General features: G+C 40.1%; 23 protein-coding genes and 1 riboswitch. Of the genes, 18 read left to right on the top strand and 5 right to left on the bottom strand.

Going from position 1 to position 20,305, the window contains the following annotated elements; genetic code table 11:
* Positions 1-6: 6 nt before the first annotated feature.
* From comGC to IHV09_RS13390, 7 genes are read left to right on the top strand one after another with little or no spacing between them, the layout of a single operon-like run.
* On the top strand, positions 7-309 hold the full coding sequence (gene comGC, locus IHV09_RS13420; protein ID WP_197131051.1) for a competence type IV pilus major pilin ComGC: 303 nt from the start codon (positions 7-9) through the stop codon (positions 307-309).
* Positions 306-764, top strand: coding sequence for a competence type IV pilus minor pilin ComGD (gene comGD / locus IHV09_RS13415; RefSeq protein WP_197191487.1), 459 nt, complete (start codon positions 306-308; stop codon positions 762-764). Before comGC ends, comGD begins: the two co-directional genes overlap by 4 nt.
* Positions 751-1,080: a hypothetical protein gene (locus IHV09_RS13410; RefSeq protein ID WP_197264691.1), complete on the top strand. Its 330-nt coding sequence runs from the start codon at positions 751-753 to the stop codon at positions 1,078-1,080. The genes comGD and IHV09_RS13410 overlap by 14 nt, the downstream gene beginning before the upstream one ends.
* Positions 1,007-1,504 (top strand): competence type IV pilus minor pilin ComGF, encoded by a 498-nt coding sequence (locus IHV09_RS13405; protein ID WP_197264690.1) that lies wholly within the window; start codon positions 1,007-1,009, stop codon positions 1,502-1,504. The genes IHV09_RS13410 and IHV09_RS13405 overlap by 74 nt, the downstream gene beginning before the upstream one ends.
* Positions 1,497-1,871, top strand: coding sequence for a competence type IV pilus minor pilin ComGG (gene comGG, locus IHV09_RS13400; RefSeq protein WP_197264689.1), 375 nt, complete (start codon positions 1,497-1,499; stop codon positions 1,869-1,871). The genes IHV09_RS13405 and comGG overlap by 8 nt, the downstream gene beginning before the upstream one ends.
* Positions 1,872-1,873: 2 nt before the next feature.
* Positions 1,874-2,392, top strand: a complete 519-nt coding sequence (locus IHV09_RS13395) for a shikimate kinase (RefSeq protein WP_197131036.1) — start codon at positions 1,874-1,876, stop codon at positions 2,390-2,392.
* Between the two features lie 46 nt (positions 2,393-2,438).
* The gene (locus tag IHV09_RS13390) at positions 2,439-2,627 is read left to right on the top strand and encodes a YqzE family protein (protein ID WP_197131034.1); all 189 of its coding nucleotides are present in this window, start codon (positions 2,439-2,441) and stop codon (positions 2,625-2,627) included.
* A gap of 46 nt (positions 2,628-2,673) precedes the next feature.
* On the opposite strand, the gene IHV09_RS13385 is transcribed toward IHV09_RS13390, so the two are convergent.
* Positions 2,674-3,450: a YqhG family protein gene (locus IHV09_RS13385; RefSeq protein ID WP_197191490.1), complete on the bottom strand. Its 777-nt coding sequence runs from the start codon at positions 3,448-3,450 to the stop codon at positions 2,674-2,676.
* Complete coding sequence (locus IHV09_RS13380) at positions 3,419-5,116, bottom strand: DEAD/DEAH box helicase (RefSeq protein WP_197264688.1); 1,698 nt, start codon at positions 5,114-5,116, stop codon at positions 3,419-3,421. Before IHV09_RS13380 ends, IHV09_RS13385 begins: the two co-directional genes overlap by 32 nt.
* 117 nt (positions 5,117-5,233) lie before the next feature.
* A riboswitch (glycine riboswitch) is annotated at positions 5,234-5,319 on the top strand.
* A 175-nt stretch (positions 5,320-5,494) separates the two neighbouring features.
* Between IHV09_RS13380 and gcvT the strand changes: the two genes are divergently transcribed.
* From gcvT to gcvPB, 3 genes are read left to right on the top strand one after another with little or no spacing between them, the layout of a single operon-like run.
* Positions 5,495-6,595, top strand: a complete 1,101-nt coding sequence (gene gcvT / locus IHV09_RS13375) for a glycine cleavage system aminomethyltransferase GcvT (protein WP_197131028.1) — start codon at positions 5,495-5,497, stop codon at positions 6,593-6,595.
* Positions 6,596-6,616: 21 nt separating this feature from the next.
* Complete coding sequence (gene gcvPA / locus IHV09_RS13370; RefSeq protein ID WP_197191493.1) at positions 6,617-7,981, top strand: aminomethyl-transferring glycine dehydrogenase subunit GcvPA; 1,365 nt, start codon at positions 6,617-6,619, stop codon at positions 7,979-7,981.
* Positions 7,957-9,420 carry an aminomethyl-transferring glycine dehydrogenase subunit GcvPB gene (gcvPB, locus tag IHV09_RS13365; protein WP_197131024.1) on the top strand — a complete coding sequence of 488 codons (1,464 nt, stop codon included), beginning with the start codon at positions 7,957-7,959 and terminating at the stop codon, positions 9,418-9,420. The genes gcvPA and gcvPB overlap by 25 nt, the downstream gene beginning before the upstream one ends.
* Positions 9,421-9,467: 47 nt before the next feature.
* Here gcvPB and IHV09_RS13360 read toward each other — a convergent pair whose 3' ends face one another.
* A complete protein-coding gene (locus tag IHV09_RS13360; protein ID WP_197131021.1) occupies positions 9,468-9,845 on the bottom strand; it encodes a rhodanese-like domain-containing protein in 378 nt (125 codons plus the stop codon).
* 149 nt (positions 9,846-9,994) lie between these two features.
* On the opposite strand from IHV09_RS13360, the gene IHV09_RS13355 reads away from it, so the two are divergent.
* The 5 genes from IHV09_RS13355 to IHV09_RS13335 all read left to right on the top strand — a co-directional run bounded on the left by IHV09_RS13355 (position 9,995) and on the right by IHV09_RS13335 (position 16,645).
* Complete coding sequence (locus IHV09_RS13355) at positions 9,995-10,831, top strand: lipoate--protein ligase family protein (protein WP_197131017.1); 837 nt, start codon at positions 9,995-9,997, stop codon at positions 10,829-10,831.
* Between the two features lie 362 nt (positions 10,832-11,193).
* Positions 11,194-13,755: a vitamin B12-dependent ribonucleotide reductase gene (locus tag IHV09_RS13350; protein WP_197264687.1), complete on the top strand. Its 2,562-nt coding sequence runs from the start codon at positions 11,194-11,196 to the stop codon at positions 13,753-13,755.
* Between the two features lie 102 nt (positions 13,756-13,857).
* A complete protein-coding gene (gene splB / locus IHV09_RS13345; RefSeq protein WP_197131013.1) occupies positions 13,858-14,895 on the top strand; it encodes a spore photoproduct lyase in 1,038 nt (345 codons plus the stop codon).
* Between the two features lie 111 nt (positions 14,896-15,006).
* A complete protein-coding gene (mntR, locus tag IHV09_RS13340; protein WP_197131213.1) occupies positions 15,007-15,423 on the top strand; it encodes a transcriptional regulator MntR in 417 nt (138 codons plus the stop codon).
* 292 nt (positions 15,424-15,715) lie between these two features.
* Entirely contained in the window at positions 15,716-16,645 is a 930-nt protein-coding gene (locus IHV09_RS13335; RefSeq protein WP_197131011.1) for a patatin-like phospholipase family protein, read from the top strand.
* 3 nt (positions 16,646-16,648) lie between these two features.
* On the opposite strand, the gene IHV09_RS13330 is transcribed toward IHV09_RS13335, so the two are convergent.
* Together IHV09_RS13330 and IHV09_RS13325 are read right to left on the bottom strand one after the other, a co-directional pair.
* Entirely contained in the window at positions 16,649-17,023 is a 375-nt protein-coding gene (locus IHV09_RS13330) for an SA1362 family protein (RefSeq protein WP_197131009.1), read from the bottom strand.
* A gap of 19 nt (positions 17,024-17,042) precedes the next feature.
* Positions 17,043-17,987 carry a DUF1385 domain-containing protein gene (locus IHV09_RS13325; RefSeq protein WP_197131007.1) on the bottom strand — a complete coding sequence of 315 codons (945 nt, stop codon included), beginning with the start codon at positions 17,985-17,987 and terminating at the stop codon, positions 17,043-17,045.
* Positions 17,988-18,174: 187 nt separating this feature from the next.
* Between IHV09_RS13325 and IHV09_RS13320 the strand changes: the two genes are divergently transcribed.
* The 3 genes from IHV09_RS13320 (at position 18,175) to IHV09_RS13310 (ending at position 20,290) form a co-directional block, all read left to right on the top strand.
* Complete coding sequence (locus IHV09_RS13320) at positions 18,175-18,690, top strand: YqhR family membrane protein (protein WP_197131005.1); 516 nt, start codon at positions 18,175-18,177, stop codon at positions 18,688-18,690.
* A gap of 77 nt (positions 18,691-18,767) precedes the next feature.
* Entirely contained in the window at positions 18,768-19,220 is a 453-nt protein-coding gene (aroQ, locus tag IHV09_RS13315; RefSeq protein WP_197191498.1) for a type II 3-dehydroquinate dehydratase, read from the top strand.
* A complete protein-coding gene (locus IHV09_RS13310; protein ID WP_197131000.1) occupies positions 19,217-20,290 on the top strand; it encodes a M24 family metallopeptidase in 1,074 nt (357 codons plus the stop codon). The genes aroQ and IHV09_RS13310 overlap by 4 nt, the downstream gene beginning before the upstream one ends.
* Positions 20,291-20,305: the final 15 nt, after the last annotated feature.

The raw sequence follows: 20,305 nt of genomic DNA, 5'->3' as shown, positions 1-20,305 counted from the left end.
AAGAATATGAAAAATGAAAAAGGATTTACTTTAATTGAAATGATGATCGTGCTCTTGATCATTTCAGTTTTGATGCTTATCGCCTTACCAAGCATGACGAAGAACAACAGTCTCGTAAAATCATTAGGCTGTGAAGCGACCATCGATCTTGTGCAGGGACAAGTTGGAGCGTATGAGGCAGAAAAAAATACACTACCTACAATTGAAGAACTTCATGATGGGGGATATATTGATACGGTAACATGTCCAGACAAAAAACCTTTACTGATCGATAGTAATGGAGTCGTAACTGTGAGCAGTGAGGAGTGAATGAAGGGCTAGAGCACATAAAGAAAAGTCAATTAGGATTTAGTTTGATCGAGATGATGATCGTACTTGTGATCATCGCAACAATCAGTGCTGTTGCGTATCCCTCGTATGGTAGTTTTCAAAGGAATCGAGAGACCGAATACTTTATACGAACGTTTCAAAAGGACATCGTTCACATGCAGCAAAAAGCGGTAAATGAGAATCGAATCTATAACTTATCGATCGATAATGAGAACCATATATATGAAATACGAGGAAACGGCAGTAAAAAACCTGTAAAAAAGATTTTTCCAAAGCACATCTGGTTTGAGAGCTATTCGATGTTATTAGCTGTGCAATTTAACCAGAATGGAAACATCAGTCGTGCAGGGACAATTTACATCCACTCTGCTAATACTTCATATAAGATGGTTTTTCAATTGGGTAAAGGAAAATTTTATGTTGAAAAACAATAATGGTTATTTACTTATTGAAGCCATGTTTGGTGTTTTGTTGATCTCCGTAGTGTTTTCGATCTGTTTACCTTTCCTATATATCTCGTATCAAGAACAACTAACATCAGAGCAACTATTATATGCGATGACAGAAGCGGATCATGCTGCTGCAATGAGAAGCATCACTAGGCATGAGCCAGATGAGCGTGAGTGGTTAGTTGATGGAACAGAATATAAGCTAAAAACACGAAAAGGTGTGACGGATGAATACAAAACTTGTATTTCGTTCAGAGGTTCTAACAAAAAAGAGTATACCGCGTGTGCGAGTTCATTATGAAATCACCGCGGACAAAAACGGCTATACGCTTGTAGAATCAATAATTGCTCTAGGTGTATTGATCGTAACTGCTTTTGTGATTTCACTGTTATTAACGCACCTACAAAAACATCCGCAATCTGTTCAGTCTGAAGAAACAGCATTATTTTTTTCAATGATCGGAAAGGAAATAAGAGAAGCAGCAACAGTTGAGGTGAAGAACAACGCATTGTTTATTACTTTATCAACAGGTGAAGTGATCAGTTTCACACGTTATCATTCTCTTATTCGAAAACAAGTTAATGGATTAGGTCACGAAGTTTGGGTGCAGAATATTCAAGAGATGAAAGTAGAAGAAATAAATGGTAATTTTATTAACGTTACATTGAATGATAAGGAAGGAAATCAAGTTCGTCGTGGTTTTCGGAGAATTGGTTATGAATGAGAGAGGAATGGTTTATCCGTTAATCTTAACTCTTTGCTTTATCATGTTAATTTTCTTTAGTTTTCTAACCGAAAAAGTTGCTTCAGAACGACAGTTTGTTTTTATGCAAGAAGACCATCTTAGACAAATTCGATTGATTCAGCAAGGTGTTGATCGAGCACTTGTTGAGGTAGAAGGTCCGGCGGTCTATCCGTCAGAACGAAGCCTAAATGTGAACGAGGGGACACTAAAGATGATTGTCACGCAAATATCTGTTGATGAAGTGATGTTCATGATTGAAGCTGTTACAATTCGCCAGTCTACAAAAAGGGTAAAAGTGTATTATAATGTAACCCAGAAAAGTGTTACAAAATGGGTGGAGGGTTAAATTTGAACACCATATATTTAGTCGGTTTCATGGGATGTGGAAAAACATCTGTAGGGAAGCAGCTTTCAAAACGGTTAGAGGTTCCTCCTTATGATGTCGATTCAACGGTTGAAAAAGATCGCGGACAAACGATAAAAGAAATATTTAAAAACGAAGGGGAAGAGGCGTTTCGTAACTACGAGTCTCTTGCTATTCGACAATTACCCGTACAACATGCTGTTGTTATGACAGGAGGCGGTGCGGTCGTAAGAGAAGAAAACTTAACGTATATGAAGAACAATGGAATCGTCATCTATTTAAAAACTAGCTTTCCAGTACTTTGGAGTAGGTTAATGAAAGAAGAAGAGAGAAACAAGAGGCCGATCCTTTTAACTTCTTCAAAAGAAGAGGTACAGAAACTTTTTAACAAGAGAAGTTCACATTATGAAAAAAGTGATATCGAGATCGTCACAGATCAATTAACAACGGAAGAAGTATGCGAACAAATCTTAGAAAAGTTAAGCCGTTTAAATACACAATAATTGGCCAAAACTAAGAAGTGATTGCTTCAATAAAGGAGTTTTGCCAATGGCCGCAGGATCAGATGTTATTAAGTTCCTTACACAGAGAGTCGTTAAATACTTGGACGAGCCAAAATCAGTAAGAAAGGAAAGGCGTATCACGAAAAAGAATGAGCGTGAGCCTTTATTAACGTACTTATTTGGAGTTGTTCCGATGGGACTTGGACTAGTGTTTCGTAGAAAGAGAAAAAAATAAGGCTGGAAAAAGGAAGAGCAGGGATACAGTTCCCTGCTCTTATTTTTTATGCAAGATAGAAAAGTCCACCATTTATGATCTCCACGATAATCTGTGGTTCATATTGGGTGCGAAGTGCTTCTTTTTCAATATGATAGGCTTCAGGTTTCGTTAAAGAATCTTCATAAAAACTCTCTAGTAGTTCTAGATCTTCATTCCATCTTTTTTTGGCATCCTCGGCCCACGTGTGATCATCTACATCAATGACTTCCTGAATTTTGTTTTCCAATCTTTTTATCGCACTCTGAGGCTTAATAAAAGGAGAGAGCGTATAACAAAAATCGGGTATTCTTTTCGTTAGCAGCATCTTTTGAAGACGTTGATGAAAATGATCTTCAATGGTTCCGTTGATTAATTGTATGCCATATGAGAGTACTTGATCTTTTTTCTGATCACATTGATACGTAACTTTAACGTTTAAGCATAGCCATGGTTGCAGGGGAACCTGTGCTCCTTGTTGAGGAACAGATTCATACAGCCGAATGAATGAAGCGAGCTTCTTCGTAGAACCAAAAATCTGATGAAGTCTCGGCGAACCAAAGTGGATAAATTCACCTTTTCCATCAGGTGCTTGTTGTTGACCCGTCACTAAAGTCAGCGTCATCGGATTCGGGGTACCTCCCGTTTTTTCGAGATAGTGCCAGTAGAACGGACGGTTCATTAAAACTTTATCAAGTTCAGTTGTCAATTGAACTTTCATGTAACTAAAGTTTTTCTCTTGAATACGGCATTCATTTGCATCGAAATAGCGTTCAAGAAAGCGATGAATCTCGTGCTGCTGCATGCTCTTCCCATCCTTTCTGCTTTATCCCGCCATCGAGGTTGATCAAGGAAGCAAGGTTATCCATTTTCACGCGGATCTCACCTTCACTTTCAGACGTATTCATGATGTCTGCGATATGGCGTTCTATGTTCTTGATTTCGAATTTCGTTAAAATTTCATCGAGCTCCCCAATAACACTTTCAAATAGATTGATCTTGTTATAAAGCAAGTTTAAGATGTGTTCTTCAATCGTATTCTGAGTGGCGAAATTATAGATATGAACGTCACCTTGCTGACCGATCCGGTGGATACGTCCGATCCGTTGCTCAATCCTCATCGGGTTCCACGGAAGATCGTAGTTGATGATATGCTGACAGAACTGCAGGTTAATTCCTTCACCACCTGCTTCCGTTGCGATCAACACTTGTGCTCGTGTTCTGAAGAGGTGAGTCATCCAATCTTTTTTACTTCGTTTAAATCCTCCTCTAAACGGTACAGAAGAGATGCCGTGCTGCTGCAAAAACCATTGTAAATACAATTGGGTCGCACGATATTCAGTAAAAATAATGACTTTGGAATCGATCGATTGAATGAGTTCTAACGCTTTTAGAGCTTTAGAGTTTTGATCGACGAGTTCAATTTTTTTCATCAACTCTAAAACTCGTTGTTCCATTAAAGAGTTAGAAAGATCTTTTTGAAGCATATTTTTTAAGGTTAGAAAAACAGCTTCCCGCGAACTGCATGCTTCCCGCTGCAAGGTTACGATCGAAAACTTACTTCGGTCAAAGTAAGAATCTTTTTTAAGTTGAGAGATTTCATCGTATAGATCACGTTCTGTTTTTGATAATGTAATAGGAATGGTTTGAACAAGACGCTTCGGCCATTTTAGGCCAGTCTCTTCTCGTCGGTTACGAACCATCACCTTGTTTACGAGCTGCTTCAGCTTTTCTTCATTTTTTAGTGAATATTTATCTTCTTTATAATCTTTGTCAAAGTTTTCTCGATTTCCTAAATGGCCAGGCTTTAATAGAGATACAAGATTAAAAATCTCCTCAACTCTGTTTTGTACCGGAGTAGCTGTTAAGAGTAAGCAGAACTTCTTTTTCAATAACTGTACAAATTCATAGTTTTTCGTTTTCTTGTTCTTTAATTTGTGCGCCTCATCGATAATAACAAGATCATAGTCTTGATTAAGAACAATGTCTCGGTGTGGTGCGCGTTTAGCCGTATCAATAGAAGATACCACTACATCGCATTGCTCCCATACATAAGCTTTTTTTTGAGCGATTGCAGGAATAAAAAACTTTTGATTCAACTCGTTCGTCCATTGAATTACGAGTGAAGCTGGAACGAGAATTAAAATTTTCTTAGCGAGCCGGCGTATCATGTACTCTTTTAGAATCAAACCTGCTTCAATCGTTTTTCCTAACCCTACTTCATCTGCCAAGATTGCTTTTCCGTTCATCTGTTCAATAACGGTAGTCGCAACGTCCAGCTGATGAGGCAAAAAAGTCATCTGTGGGAGGTGATCTGGAGCTTGAAGGCCGAGAAAATCAGGAATTGCTAAGTGGTGTTCGGCTTCAAGTGCTAAGTTATATAATTCCCAATTGGCCCAAGGTCCATCTTCTTCCACACGCTTTAAAAAGTCATCATGCCATTCTCGCTGAAACTGAACGTCGATTTTCATAACGGATTTCCTTTCTTTAAAAAAGTTCGTTGCCATTCCTTTTGTAAAAATGATAGGATAATAATGTAGTAAACATAGTAATAGTATGTGCGACCTTGGACAATAACATACTCGCGAATGAAAGTAAGAGGAGAGACTGCGTTAGCGGCGCCGAAGGAGCAAACAATTGTGAAACTCTCAGGCAAAAAGACTCTTGCTAGACGCATCTCTGGAGAGTGCTTTTTAATAGATGAAAGCCACCAACGAAGAAACTCAAAAGATTTTTTTGAGAAACTTACAGGTTGCAGGACAGAGGATCCCATTTTTAAGGGGTCTTTCTGTCCTTTTTTTGTCCAGAAAAGTCCGAAAATTTTTAAGTATGAAAAAGGAGGAATTCACATGGCTACATTGTTACGAACACCGTTATTTGAGACATACAAAGAACACGGTGGAAAAGTAATTGATTTTGGTGGTTGGGAGTTGCCTGTTCAGTTCTCAAGTATCAAAGAGGAACACGAAGCTGTAAGAACGAAAGCCGGTTTATTCGATGTATCTCACATGGGAGAATTTGATGTTCGAGGACCGAATGCCTTGTCGTTTCTACAATATACAATGACCAATGATGTTTCGAAACTTCAAAACGGCCAAGCGCAGTATACGGCTATGTGCTATGAAAACGGCGGTACAGTAGATGACCTTTTAATCTATAAAAGAGATGAAAACGATTACTTGCTCGTTGTGAATGCCTCAAATATTGAAAAAGATTTCGAGTGGCTTATGAGCAAGAAGCCTGAAGGTGTAGAACTCGTGAATGTATCTCCTGAATATGCGCAACTCGCTATTCAAGGGCCAAAAGCAGAAGAAATTCTTCAAAAACTTACGGATACAAATCTTTCTGAGATCGGATTCTTCCGTTTTAAAGAAGATGTTTCACTAGCGGGAATATCTGCTCTTGTGTCTCGAACTGGCTACACAGGAGAAGATGGCTTTGAGATCTATTTAAAAACGGAACATGCTGAAAAATTGTGGAGATCTGTTCTTGAAGCAGGTCAGGAAGATGGATTGCTCCCTGCAGGACTTGGTGCACGTGACACGTTGCGCTTTGAAGCAAAACTTGCGCTATACGGTCAAGAACTTACAAAAGAAATTACTCCGATAGAAGCTGGTATCGGATTCGCTGTAAAAACAGATAAAGAAGCAGATTTTATTGGAAAAGAAATTCTAGCAGATCAAAAGAAGAATGGCGCACCACGTAAGCTAGTTGGTATTGAAATGATCGATAAAGGTATACCGCGATCACATTATGAGGTATTTAAAGGTGATGTGAAGATCGGAGAAGTTACTACGGGGACACAGTCGCCAACATTGAAGAAGAATCTAGGACTTGCTCTTCTAGAAAAGGATTTCACGGAGCTTGGTACAGAGGTAGAAGTACAGATTCGTCAAAAACGTTTAAAAGCAAAAGTAGTCGCTTCACCATTTTATAAACGAGGAAAATAAGACATTTAAGGGGGAGAAACCATGACGTTCCGCTATTTGCCGATGACTGATCAAGACAAAAAGGAAATGCTTGAAACGATTGGAATCGAAACGACAGAAGATCTTTTTCAGGATATTCCGGAAGAAGTTCGGTTTAAAGGACGCTTACAAATCGAGGAAGCTTTGTCAGAACCTCAACTAGTTAAAGAGATGGGCCGCTTGGCTGCATTAAACAAGAATACAAAAGATCATGCTTCATTTCTAGGAGCAGGTGTGTATGATCATTACACTCCATCGATCGTGAACCATATGCTTCTTCGTTCAGAGTTCTACACGGCTTACACGCCATACCAGCCTGAGATCTCTCAAGGTGAACTTCAAGCAATCTTTGAATTTCAAACGATGATCTGTGAGTTGACAGGTATGGATGTTGCGAATTCTTCCATGTATGATGGTGGAACTTCACTTGCGGAGGCTGGATTATTATCAGCAGCTCAGACACGCAGAAAGAAAATCGTTGTATCCAAATCCGTACACCCCGAATCACGTGCCGTTTTGCACACGTATGCAAAAGGCCAGCATCTTGAAGTAGTAGAAGTGGATACAGAAGATGGTGTTACCTCATTAAATGCATTGCGTGCTGAAGTTGATGAACAGACAGCATGTGTGATCGTTCAATATCCGAACTTCTTCGGTCAGATCGAACCGTTAAAAGACATAGAAGAAATCGTGCACAGCGCAAAAGGAATGTTTGTAGTTTCTTCAAATCCTTTGGCATTGGGCGCTTTAACTCCTCCTGGTAAGTTCGGTGCTGATATCGTAGTCGGTGATGCACAGCCGTTTGGGATCGCACAAGGTTTTGGTGGACCACACTGTGGATATTTTGCCGTAACAACAAAATTAATGCGTAAAGTCCCTGGCCGTTTGGTCGGTCAAACGGTTGATGAAGACGGGAAACGCGGATTCGTTCTTACTCTTCAAGCGAGAGAACAGCATATCAGACGAGATAAAGCGACGAGTAACATCTGTTCGAACCAAGCGCTTAATGCACTCGCTGCTTCTATTGCTATGACGGCACTTGGAAAACAAGGTGTGAAAGAAGTAGCGCACCAAAATATACAAAAAGCTCATTATGCGAAAAAAGTTCTTGAGGAAAAAGGATTCAAGACAACATTCACTGGACCTTTCTTTAACGAGTTTGTTGTTGAGTTAAAGTGTACTGCTAAAGAAGTGAACAGAAAACTATTAGAATCTGGTATCATCGGCGGATATGATTTGGGTCTTTCGTATTCAGAACTGAAGAACCATATGCTTCTAGCGGTTACCGAAATGAGAACAAAAGAAGAGATCGATCAGCTTGCAAATGTATTGGAGGGATTAGCATGCGTACAGAACATCAGTCATTAATTTTTGAATTGTCTAAACCAGGTCGAGTAGGGTACAGCATCCCTGAACTTGACGTTCCAGAGATTAACGTAGAATCTATCATCCCTTCCGATTATTTGCGTACGGAAGAAGCGGATCTTCCTGAAGTGTCAGAGCTTCAAATCGTTCGTCATTATACTGCATTATCTAATCGTAACCATGGTGTGGATTCTGGTTTCTATCCACTAGGTTCATGTACGATGAAATACAATCCCAAGATTAATGAAGATGTAGCACGATTCCCTGGATTTGCACATATCCACCCTCTCCAAGATGAAGAGACGGTGCAAGGTGCGATGGAGATGATGTATCGTCTGCAAACATCGCTTGCTGAGATCACGGGAATGGATGAAGTGACGCTTCAACCAGCAGCAGGTGCCCATGGTGAATGGACAGGTCTTATGATGATCCGTGCTTACCATGAAGCAAATGGTGACTTCAATCGTACAAAAGTAATCGTTCCTGATTCAGCACACGGTACAAATCCTGCGTCTGCAACGGTTGCTGGTTTTGAATCGATCACGGTGAAGTCCGATGAGCGCGGACTTGTTGATCTAGAAGATTTGAAACGAGTAGTCGATCAAGATGTTGCGGCTCTTATGCTTACAAATCCGAATACGCTTGGTCTTTTTGAAGAGCATATTCTAGAAATGGCAAAGATCGTCCATGAAGCTGGCGGAAAGCTATACTATGATGGTGCTAACGCAAATGCGATATTAGGATTTGCTCGACCTGGAGACATGGGCTTTGACGTTGTTCACTTAAATCTTCATAAGACATTTACAGGACCTCACGGTGGTGGTGGACCTGGATCAGGACCAGTAGGAGTTAAGGAAGATCTGATCCCATTCTTGCCAAAACCAGTTCTCGTTAAAGAGGACGATCTTTATAAGTTTGAATATGATCGCCCGCAATCGATCGGAAGAGTGAAGCCATTTTATGGTAACTTCGGCATTAATGTACGTGCGTTTACGTACATCATGACGATGGGGCCAGATGGTTTGAGACAAGTATCTGAGAATGCTGTATTAAATGCTAACTATATGATGCGCCGACTTGAGCCTCATTTTGATCTACCGTTTACGCAGCACTGTAAACATGAGTTCGTATTATCTGGACGCCGCCAGAAAAAACTTGGCGTAAGAACGCTTGATATTGCAAAACGTCTTTTAGATTTTGGCTATCACCCACCAACGATCTACTTCCCGTTAAGTGTGGAAGAAGCGATCATGATTGAGCCGACAGAAACTGAATCTAAAGAAACACTCGATGAATTTATTGAAAAGATGATTCAGATATCAAAAGAAGCAGAAGAAACACCTGAATTGGTTCAAGAAGCTCCTCACACTACAGTTGTTAGACGACTGGATGAAGCAACAGCTGCAAGAAAGCCAATCTTGAAATATATAAAACAAGTTTAGACATACAAAAAAGCAGCTCGGATGATTTTCCGGGCTGCTTTTGATGTTTAGTTTGATTTTACGCGGCCCGTCCATTTGCGGAAGCCGCCATGTAGATGATGAAGTTGGCTATACTTTTTCTTTTTAAGAAAATTGGCTGCACGAGCACTTCTGAATCCACTTTCACAATATAGATAAACAGGCTGATCGCTACGCACTTCTTTTAAGCGCTGTCTCATTTGAGAGAGAGGAATGTTACGTGCCCCTAGAATATGTCCTTTTTTAAATTCTTCAGGCTCACGAACATCGATCAATTGAGCTTTTCGATAACCTGCTTTAAACTCTTCCTCATTTAACGTAGTTAGAAATCTCTTTTGGTATAATCCCATACCAATCACATAAACCAATAACGCTACTACAATACCTGCTAAAACTATCCATCCCATAACGCTTGCACTCCTTTAAACAATCTACCACAATTATAGCGGTGCACGGCTCTATAGGCAAAAGAAAAATCTGACTTTAAGCGATTGTTTTGACACATTCGCCGAATTTGGTACACTAGTTACGAATGAATGGCAGGGAGACGAAAAACGTGGAAAAAGAAAACTGGTATTATATCGATTCTGGAAATTGCGAACCTGCAATTAATATGGCAATGGACGAGGCGCTTCTAACATGGCACAGCGAGGGAAAGATTCCACCTGTTATCCGCTTTTACGGATGGAATCCAGCTACATTATCCATTGGATACTTTCAAAAAGTAGAAAAAGAGATTAACCTGGATGCAGTAAAAAAATACGGGCTAGGCTTTGTTAGACGCCCAACTGGAGGACGCGGAGTTCTTCATGATCAAGAACTTACGTACAGCGTCATCGTATCTGAAGCACACAAAGATATGCCGCAAAGTGTAACCGAAGCTTATCGAGTGATCTCAGAAGGAATAAAAGAAGGATTTCAAGGCTTAGGCTTAGATGCTTACTTCGCTGTTCCGAAAACAGAAGAAGAGCGTGAAGGGTTGAAGAATCCTCGATCAGCAGTATGTTTTGACGCTCCTTCGTGGTATGAACTAGTCGTTGAAGGTAGAAAAGTGGCGGGTAGTGCCCAAACAAGGCAAAAAGGTGTGATCCTGCAACACGGATCTATCCTTCTAGATTTAGACGAAGACAAATTGTTCGATTTATTTAAGTATTCAAGTGACAGATTAAGAGAGAGAATGCAGACAGCTTTTAAGAAGAAAGCAGTAGCAGTCAACGCTCTGCTAGATGTTCCTGTTACAATTGAAGACGCGAAGATAGCCTTTAAAAAAGGCTTCGAGGACGGTTTGGACGTAAATCTTGTACCGTACACACTTACAGACGATCAGTGGGCAGAAGTAAAGCACATAGCCGATACTCGTTATCGTAACGATGAGTGGACGTTCAGGCGTTAATAGAAAAAAATCGAAATCTCAATAAGAGATCTCGATTTTTTATTTTTGCTCTATAAAGATCAGAAAAAAAGATGTCAAGATATTAATTTTTTTTGGAAAATAGAAGGAATTTTTGAAAACCACGTGTTTGTACGGCTTTTTAAAACTACCAAATTATACAAATCTAGAATAAAGCCAATTCATTAATAAAATCATCATAAATTTACAAGAATCAAGGAATTGCTGTAATATCCTCATGATTTTAAGTTTGACAATTTTTTTTCTTTGACATGTGGTTTACGTATATATAGTATAAGGGTAGAACTTATACATACAAGATATAGACATGCATCCGTATGTGATTTAAATAGAGGAGGAGAAATATGGACACAGTCGCAACTGTTAAAAAGGGTATTAACATTGATGCTCTCAACAGTGATATAGCTCAATTTCCACAAGTACACCCCATAACTTCTACGATGAAAACAACACACAAAGGTGTTTCTAGGCTTGTTATGCTAGACCGATACAGCTTTAAAGACACTGAGAAGAAAACGTTAAAACCGGGTGACTTTGTTGTATTAACGGTAAAAGAGGACCCGAAATTTCCGGCAAGAGGGCTAGGCTATATTCAATCTGTCAACTGGGACGATAAAAATGCAGTTGTATTGGTTGAAGATGAGTTTAAAGCAGTATTAGAGAAGCCTGAAGAAGCAGAATCTGGTTTGATCACACGTTCACTAGATGTGATGGACAAGCCGTTAGAAGTTTACTACGAGCAGATCGCGCTAAGAAATGCTACAGGCTTAGCATCTGTGGAAATGACGGAAGAAAAGCGCCAAGAATCATTCCAAAAGTTTTACAAAGAGCTTTCAGAAATGAACTTTGTACCTGCTGGACGTGTTTTATATGGCGCAGGTGCAGAAACAGATGTAACGTATTTCAACTGTTACGTAATGCCTTATGTAAAAGATTCGCGTGAAGGCATCTCAGATCACCGTAAGCAAGTTATGGAGATCATGAGTCGCGGAGGCGGAGTTGGGACGAACGGATCTACACTTCGACCGAAGAACGCACTAGCAAGAGGTGTAAACGGAAAATCATCTGGATCTGTATCCTGGTTGGATGACATCGCGAAGTTAACGCATCTGGTCGAGCAGGGAGGAAGTCGCAGGGGAGCACAGATGATCATGCTGGCCGACTGGCACCCTGACATCATCGATTTCATTATTTCTAAGATGCAAAATCCTCGCATTTTACGTTACTTGATTGAAAATACGAACGACGAGAAGATCAAACAAGTTGCACAAGATAAATTAAAATTCACACCGCTGACACCAGCTCAAAAAGCGATGTACGAAGGAATCCTTCGCTATAAAGATATTCCAGGAACAGGTGGATTTGACTCCGACGTTCTACGCGATGCTGAGACAATGCTTCGCGACGGAGGAACGTATAGCGTTCATAATTCTGAGTTCTTAACAGGTGCGAATATCTCAGTTACAATCACAAAAGAATTCATGGAAGCAGTAGAAAATGACTCTGAGTATCTGTTGCGTTTTCCTAGCGTTGAAGCTTACACGCCAGAAGAAATGGAAGCTTACAACAACGAGTGGCATGAAGTCGGAGATGTTCGTGTTTGGGAAGAGAAAGGCTATGGTATTCGCGTCTACAAACGAATTCAAGCGCGTGAGCTGTGGAACTTGATTAACATTTGCGCAACATACTCTGCTGAGCCAGGTATTTTCTTTATTGATAATGCAAATGACATGACGAACGCTACCGCTTATGGACAAAAAGTTGTAGCAACAAATCCATGTGGAGAACAACCACTTGCACCGTACAGTGTCTGCAACCTTGCTGCAGTTAACCTTGGAAACATGGCTGACAAAGTAAACAAAACGGTGGACTTTGAAAAGCTAAAACAAACGGTTGAAGTTGGGGTACGTATGCAGGACAACGTAATTGATGCAACACCATATTTCTTAGAACCTAACCGCGTCCAAGCTTTAGGTGAGCGTCGAGTAGGGCTAGGAGTTATGGGACTTCATGACCTTTTGATCTATTGCGAGACTGTTTACGGATCTGAAGAAGGAAACAAGCTTGTTGATCAAATTTTCGAGACGATCGCCGTAACGGCTTACCGCACTTCAATCGAACTTGCTAAAGAGAAGGGAAGCTTCCCGTTCTTAGAAGGCGATTCAGATGAAACGACTAACGAGTTGCGTAGACGATTTACTGAAACCGGTTATATGAAGAAGCTTCCTGAGGATATTCGTGAGGACATCTTAAATTATGGGATTAGAAACTCTCACTTGTTAACGGTTGCTCCAACTGGATCCACAGGAACTATGGTTGGCGTCTCCACAGGATTAGAGCCTTACTTCTCTTTCTCATACTTCCGCAGTGGTCGTCTTGGGAAGTTTATTGAAGTGAAAGCTGATATCGTTAAGGAGTATTTAGACAGCAATCCAGAAGCGAACGAAAATGAGCTTCCTGAGTGGTTTGTTGCCGCGATGGAGCTTGCACCAGAAGCACATGCAGATACACAATGTGTCATCCAGCGTTGGGTAGATAGCTCGATCTCAAAAACAGTAAACGCTCCTAAAGGTTATACGGTTGATCAAGTTCAAAAGGTTTACGAACGACTTTACAAGGGTGGGGCAAAAGGAGGAACGGTTTACGTTGATGGAAGCCGTGACTCACAAGTTCTTACACTAAAAGCAGAAGAGACTTTTGAACAGACTGAGATTGATCTAGGTATGGAAGAAGAAAAAAGCAAAGTTGTTATTTTAGATACGATTACTGACCTTCGTTCTACAGATGTAACCATCGGTAACGAAGTGGGTAACACTTGCCCGGTATGCCGAAAAGGGAAAGTGAAAGAAATCGGCGGCTGTAACACGTGTACGAATTGTAACGCTCAATTAAAATGCGGATTATAAGAATGGAGGGAAGGAACTGGAAATGTTCCTTCCCTTTTCTTTTGGTGTTATTAGCACATACTAACTCCATCATTTGTGAAAAAAATTGTGGGGTGTATGACTATGGCTGGTGCCAATAAACCGTTTATGCCGCAGTTGATCTATTTCGAACCGCGTGCACTAGAGTATCCGTTAGGTAAAGAACTGTACGACCGTTTTAGTAAGCTAGAAGTTGAGATCAGAGAAACAACATCACATAACCAAATTCGTGATCTGCCAGGAGACAATGATTTTCAGAAATATAGAACAGCAAAATCAACGCTCGTTGTAGGTATCAGAAAAACGTTGAAATTTGACACATCTAAACCATCTGCAGAATACGCGATTCCTCTTGCAACGGGATGTATGGGACATTGTCATTATTGTTATCTACAAACTACACTTGGCAGTAAGCCGTATCTACGAACTTATGTGAATACGGATGAGATCTTTGCTCAGGCTGAAAAGTATATGCAAGAACGAGCGCCGGAGATCACGCGATTCGAAGCTTCATGTACATCCGATATTGTAGGCATCGATCATCTTACTCATAATTTGAAAAGAGCGATTGAATTTTTTGGTGCAACAGACCTTGGAAGGCTTCGTTTTACGACGAAGTATCATCACGTGGACCATTTACTTGATGCAAAACACCAGGGTAGGACGCGTTTTCGTTTTAGCGTAAATTCACATTATGTGATTAAGAATTTCGAACTTGGAACAAGTCCGCTTGAGGAGCGTATCAACGCTGCTATAAAAGTTGCAGAAGCAGGGTATCCGTTAGGATTTATTGTGGCACCTCTTTATCTTCATAAAGATTGGGAAGAAGGCTATAAAGAACTCTTTGATATTCTAGAAGCGAAAATTCCAAAGCACCTTACGAACGATCTTACGTTTGAGCTTATTCAGCACCGTTTTACGAAACCCGCAAAACGCGTTATTGAAAAAAACTATCCGAAATCGAAGCTTGAGATGAATGAAGAAGAAAGAAAATATAAGTGGGGAAGATATGGAATCGGAAAATATGTTTATCAAGATGATCAGGCGACAAGACTGCGTGAAACGGTAGAAAATTATATTCATACGATGTTTCCGCAAGCGAAGATTGAATATTTTACTTGATAAAATGCAGTGGTACCTTCCCTTGTCACGCTTACCATTCTATAGTATCCTTTTTATAGAGACCAAGCTGGTTTAGTATAGGGAGTGAACAATTTGCCGCCAACCCCAAGTATGGAAGATTATATAGAACGCATCTATGCCCTAATTGAAGAAAAAGGCTATGCCAGGGTATCAGATCTTGCTGAGAACCTAGAAGTGCATCCCTCTTCAGTAACCAAGATGATTCAAAAACTCGACAAAGGCAAGTACGTCGTTTATGAAAAATACAGAGGCTTCGTTCTTACACCGAACGGAAAAAAACTCGGAAAACGTTTAGTTTACAGACATGAGTTACTTGAAGAATTCTTAAAAGTTATTGGGGTCGACCAAGAGAACATCTACCAGGATGTTGAGGGTATTGAACATCATTTAAGTTGGAACGCTATTGATCGAATTGGAGATCTTGTTCAGTTTTTTGAAGAAGACGATAAAAGGGTAAAGTCATTAAGAGAAGTTCAAGCGAAGAATGAAGAACAAGAACAATCATAAATTTTTATGGTTGTTTTTTATTTTGGATTTTTTGTGTGGTGCGGTGTGTAAGGAAACACAAGTGGACAGTATTTTGTGGGAAGTGGACAGTAAAATTTAAATAGTGGACAGTATTTTTCTAAGAGTGGACAGTAAATGAAGAAAACCCGACAGTATTTTTTGTGAAGTGGACAGTAAATCTAATCTTTTAACCTACACCGACAAATCAAAGGTATGACAAAAGACTTTATTTTGAAGAATCGGTTATAAAGGACATCTTCTGCTGATTAGGATAGTAGTGGAGGAGATGTTTATGCGAATTGATGGTGTGTTTTCAGGTGGAGGCATCAAGGCGCTTTCGTTGATTGGTGCAGTTGAAGCAGCTGAGAATCGTGGCCTCAGTTTTGAAAGGGTAGCTGGGACAAGTGCAGGGGCTTTGATGGCTGCTTTGATCAAGGCAGGCTATACGGCGGGCGAAATGAAAGATATTATTGATAAATTAGACTTTAGAAAATTTCTTGATACAAGTAAAACAATTGTGCCTGTACCTTTTATGAACTGGTTGAAGCTTTATTGGAAACTTGGTCTTTTTAAGGGAGATTATTTGGAGAACTGGGTAGCTTCTCTATTAGCCGCACGGGGAATTGTTACGTTTGCTGATATTCCATATGGCAGTCTTAAGATTATTGCATCTGATATTTCTCGAGGAAGGCTGATTGTACTGCCAGATGATCTCGAGGAATACGGATTATTGCCAGAGCGCTTTCCGGTGGCACGAGCGGTTAGGATGAGTTGCAGTCTGCCTTATTTCTTTTACCCAATCAAACTTTTCAATCGTGTTGGGCAAAAGAGTTTTATTGTTGATGGAGGGGTTTTGAGTAACTTTCCGATGTGGCTTTTTCAAAGAAAAGATAGGGTGCCCGTTCGGCCGGTGTTAGGATTTCAATTGAGTTCGTACCTCAATGATCATATTCCAACTCACAATGTAAAAAATGCAGTTCAGCTATTTAAAGCGTTGTTTGAAACGATGATGCAAGCGCATGATAACCGATACATTGATTCACACGATGCACGAGATATTATCTTTATGCCTGTAAAGCATGTATCCGTCATCGATTTTCAATTGTCATCAGAAGCGAAGAATGAACTTTATACGTTTGGTCATGATCGTGCTGAACAATTCTTACAAAACTGGATTGCGAGTAAGAGGTATCCAAATCCAGCATATAAAAATCGAGCCTAATCCTTAAAAGGAGGCTCGATTTTTTTTCTTGTTCTTTTTCCCTTCGATCACGGTTAAGTGATGTTCACGTGTTTTCTTTCTCTGAGCGGAACTCTTTGCAGTCTTTTTGCTCGGAAACAACGGAGAGGCAGCCTTCGCCGGCTTCTGATTCGTGCCATAGCGTTTTTGAGATTGCTTGACTGCTTTTCTATACTTGCCGTTTACACCCGATGAGGTTCTGCGAAAGATAAAGTAAAACACGGCGACCACTGCTGCTCCGATCAGAATGGTTGTAAATAATTGGCGAGGTGAAGTGACTAGTTGATAAAGAATTCCGACAACAGCCAGTGAAATAACAAACCAAATGATAGGATGCAATCTTCTATTATTCTGTTGCAACAGGTTCACCTCCTTATGATTAAACGATTCTACTTGCGTTTAGTTCACTTTCATAGGATGCGTCACGACGTAACATTTCATTAAAAGAAATTATAGAAACTTCGATTTGTTTTTCATCAGGTTCTTTCGTAGTTAAGAGTTGAAGCCATAAGCCTGGATAACCTAGATAACGAAGAACAGGAACATCTCTTAGTTTATTTGTTAACTGTAATACTTCAAAAGATACCCCTAAAACCACAGGAATAAGCGCAAGTCTGCATAAAATTCTTAGCCACAGCGGATCTGATGGAAAGAAATAATAGATAAACATACCGACGATCACGGTAAATAGAATAAAACTGCTTCCGCAACGGTAATGCAGCCGCGAATGCTTCTTAACATTTTCAACCGTAAGCTCGTCTCCCGCTTCGTATGTGTTGATTACCTTATGTTCAGCTCCGTGATACATGAATACCCTCTTGATCGCAGGTGTTAAAGAAACAAAATAGATGTAGCTTAACAAAAAGATAAACTTGAACAGACCTTCTAACAGATTCTGACCAAGGTGCCCAGGCACGATAAAACGAAAAGCTTCTGCTAAAAAAACAGGTACGAGCGTAAAAACAAATTTTCCGAAAAGAAAAGATAAGACACCGATAATGGCTAAAGAAAAGAAAAAAGCGAATTTAGACGGCTTTTCTTCTTCCTCTTTTTCTTCTTCACCGGGATTAACACCAAATCGCTCAGCTGAAAAATTTAAATGCTGTGTACCGTTCATACTTGCTTCAATAATGGCTATGAATCCTCTTAAGAAAGGAATCTTCTTTAATTTTGATAGTACTGGAGAAGGTTTTTTCTTAAGTTCGAAATACTCGATTGTATCATCATTTCTCCGAATTGCCGTTACATATGTGTGCTTTCCGGCAAACATAACCCCTTCTAATACGGCCTGGCCGCCGTAAGCGGGCTTTTTCTCTTTTGTCATGTTGAACCCCCAGCCTAAAGTTTTGTAGGTACTTTCTATTCTACAGGAAAGCGGGATATTCCTCCACAAAGGATGATTGTATTTTTCCCATTTTATACATGTTTTACACGGAATATGATTGGTTGGAGTGTGAGAAGTTTGGGCAGTGGTTTTGTGGACATACTAGTAGTGTTGGAGGTGGTCGTTAATGAGCGATTCAAAACTAGAACAAAATAAACAAGAATCTCAATCTTCATTCATGAGCAGAGTCGTTGGTGTTGGCTTCTTTGGAGGCTTGATCTGGGCTTCTTTCGGATTTATCGCCTACTACTTAAATTTCTCAAAAGTTGGTCCTGCCCTTGTTTTAGTGCCATGGGCACTTGGTAAGTGGAAAACCGAGTGGATAGGTCAACTAATCAGTATTTTGATCATAGCTTTACTTTCGATTTTAGTTGCCATTGCATATCGCTATGCGTTTGCTAAGATCAAATCCATGTGGGCTGGCATCCTTTTCGGTGTTGCGCTGTGGGGGATTGTCTTTTTCTTACTTCATCCGATCTTTCCAGGATTGGAACCTATGAACACGATGGGTAAGAATACGATAACAACGACGCTGTGCATCTATATATTATATGGCGTTTTTGTAGGATACTCGATCTCGTTTGAATACAGTGAACGTCATGGCCAATCCCAGGGAAACAAGGAATCTACACAAAGTTCGTAACTATTCAAATGATCAGACGCTATGATAGAATGTTTTATGAACATTCTATTTTTTTATGCAAAGGCTAGGTGTTTCAGGTGAAAAACAGAAACTTTCTTGTTATAAACGGACCGAACTTAAACAGATTGGGAAAACGGGAGCCTGGCATATATGGCGCGCATACATTGGAAGATCTAGAGGGGGAACTTGTTTCTTTATCGAAAGAACTGCTTCTGGATATCTCGTTTAAACAGAGCAATACTGAAGGAGATATCATTGATATCATTCACAGAGCTGAAGGTGAGTTTAGCGGAATCGTTCTAAACGCAGGTGCCTATACTCATTATAGTTATGCGATCAGAGACGCAATTGCCAGTGTGGATGTACCTGTAATCGAAGTCCATTTATCAAATGTTCATGCTCGAGAGGAATTTCGACGTGAATCTGTTATTGCTCCAGTTACGATCGGACAGATTTCAGGGTTTGGTTTTGATAGCTATAAATTAGCACTACAAGTTTTTCATAATCAACTTAAGGGGGATACGTTATGAATCGTGTAGAACGAGCAAGGCGTTTATTCGATACGTTTGATATTGATGCACTATTAGTTACATCTTCTTCAAACCGTTTTTACTTAAGTGGTTTCAAAGGAAGTTCAGGCGTGCTTTTGATCACGAAAGACGAAGCGATTTTAGTAACTGATTTCAGATATAAGACTCAAGCAGCAGAACAAGCAGAAGGTTATCGTGTTGTGATGCACACGGATCCGATTCCGCAAGAGGTTGCAAAGTTAACGAAGGAGCTTTCAATTTCTAAGCTGGGTTTCGAGCAAGACCATGTTACATACTCTACATATCGTACATATGAGAAACAATTAGATGACAATACGACTGAACTTGTTCCAGTATCTGGTCTTGTGGAAAAGTTGCGCTTGATTAAGGATGAATCAGAGATTAAGATAGTAAAGGATGCAGCATCTATTGCCGATGCCGCTTTTTCACATATTATCGAGTATATTCGCCCGGGACTTACAGAGCGGGAAGTATCAAACGAACTAGAATTCTTCATGAGAAAAAATGGAGCCATCTCTTCATCGTTTGATATTATTGTGGCTTCAGGCTACCGTTCAGCCCTTCCACATGGTGTTGCCTCAGATAAGAAGATTGAAACAGGTGAATTAGTGACCTTGGATTTTGGAGCATACTACAAAGGTTATTGTTCGGATATCACTCGTACGGTAGCCATCGGAAATGTTTCTGACGAGCTAAAAGAGATCTACCAAGTCGTATATGATGCACAGATGCTAGGTATGAAAGGCATTAAACCAGGAATGACAGGTAAGGATGCAGACGCGTTAACACGTGATTACATCGCTTCAAAAGGTTATGGTGAATACTTCGGACATTCTACAGGACATGGAATTGGTTTAGACGTACATGAAGGTCCGGCTCTATCTATGAAGTCTGACACGATTCTTGAACCGGGAATGCTTGTTACAGTAGAACCAGGTATTTATATCTCAGGACTAGGCGGAGTTCGGATTGAAGACGATGCACTCATAACAAAAGATGGCAATGAATCACTTACCTACTCTACTAAAACCCTTTTAACGTTAAGTTAAGGTATTTCAGGAGGA

The sequence above is a fragment of the Fictibacillus sp. 23RED33 genome (assembly GCF_015903925.1).
GTDB lineage: Bacteria > Bacillota > Bacilli > Bacillales > Fictibacillaceae > Fictibacillus > Fictibacillus phosphorivorans.
The sequence above is the reverse complement of the archived record's forward strand: the minus strand, read 5'-3'. Positions and strand labels throughout refer to the sequence as shown.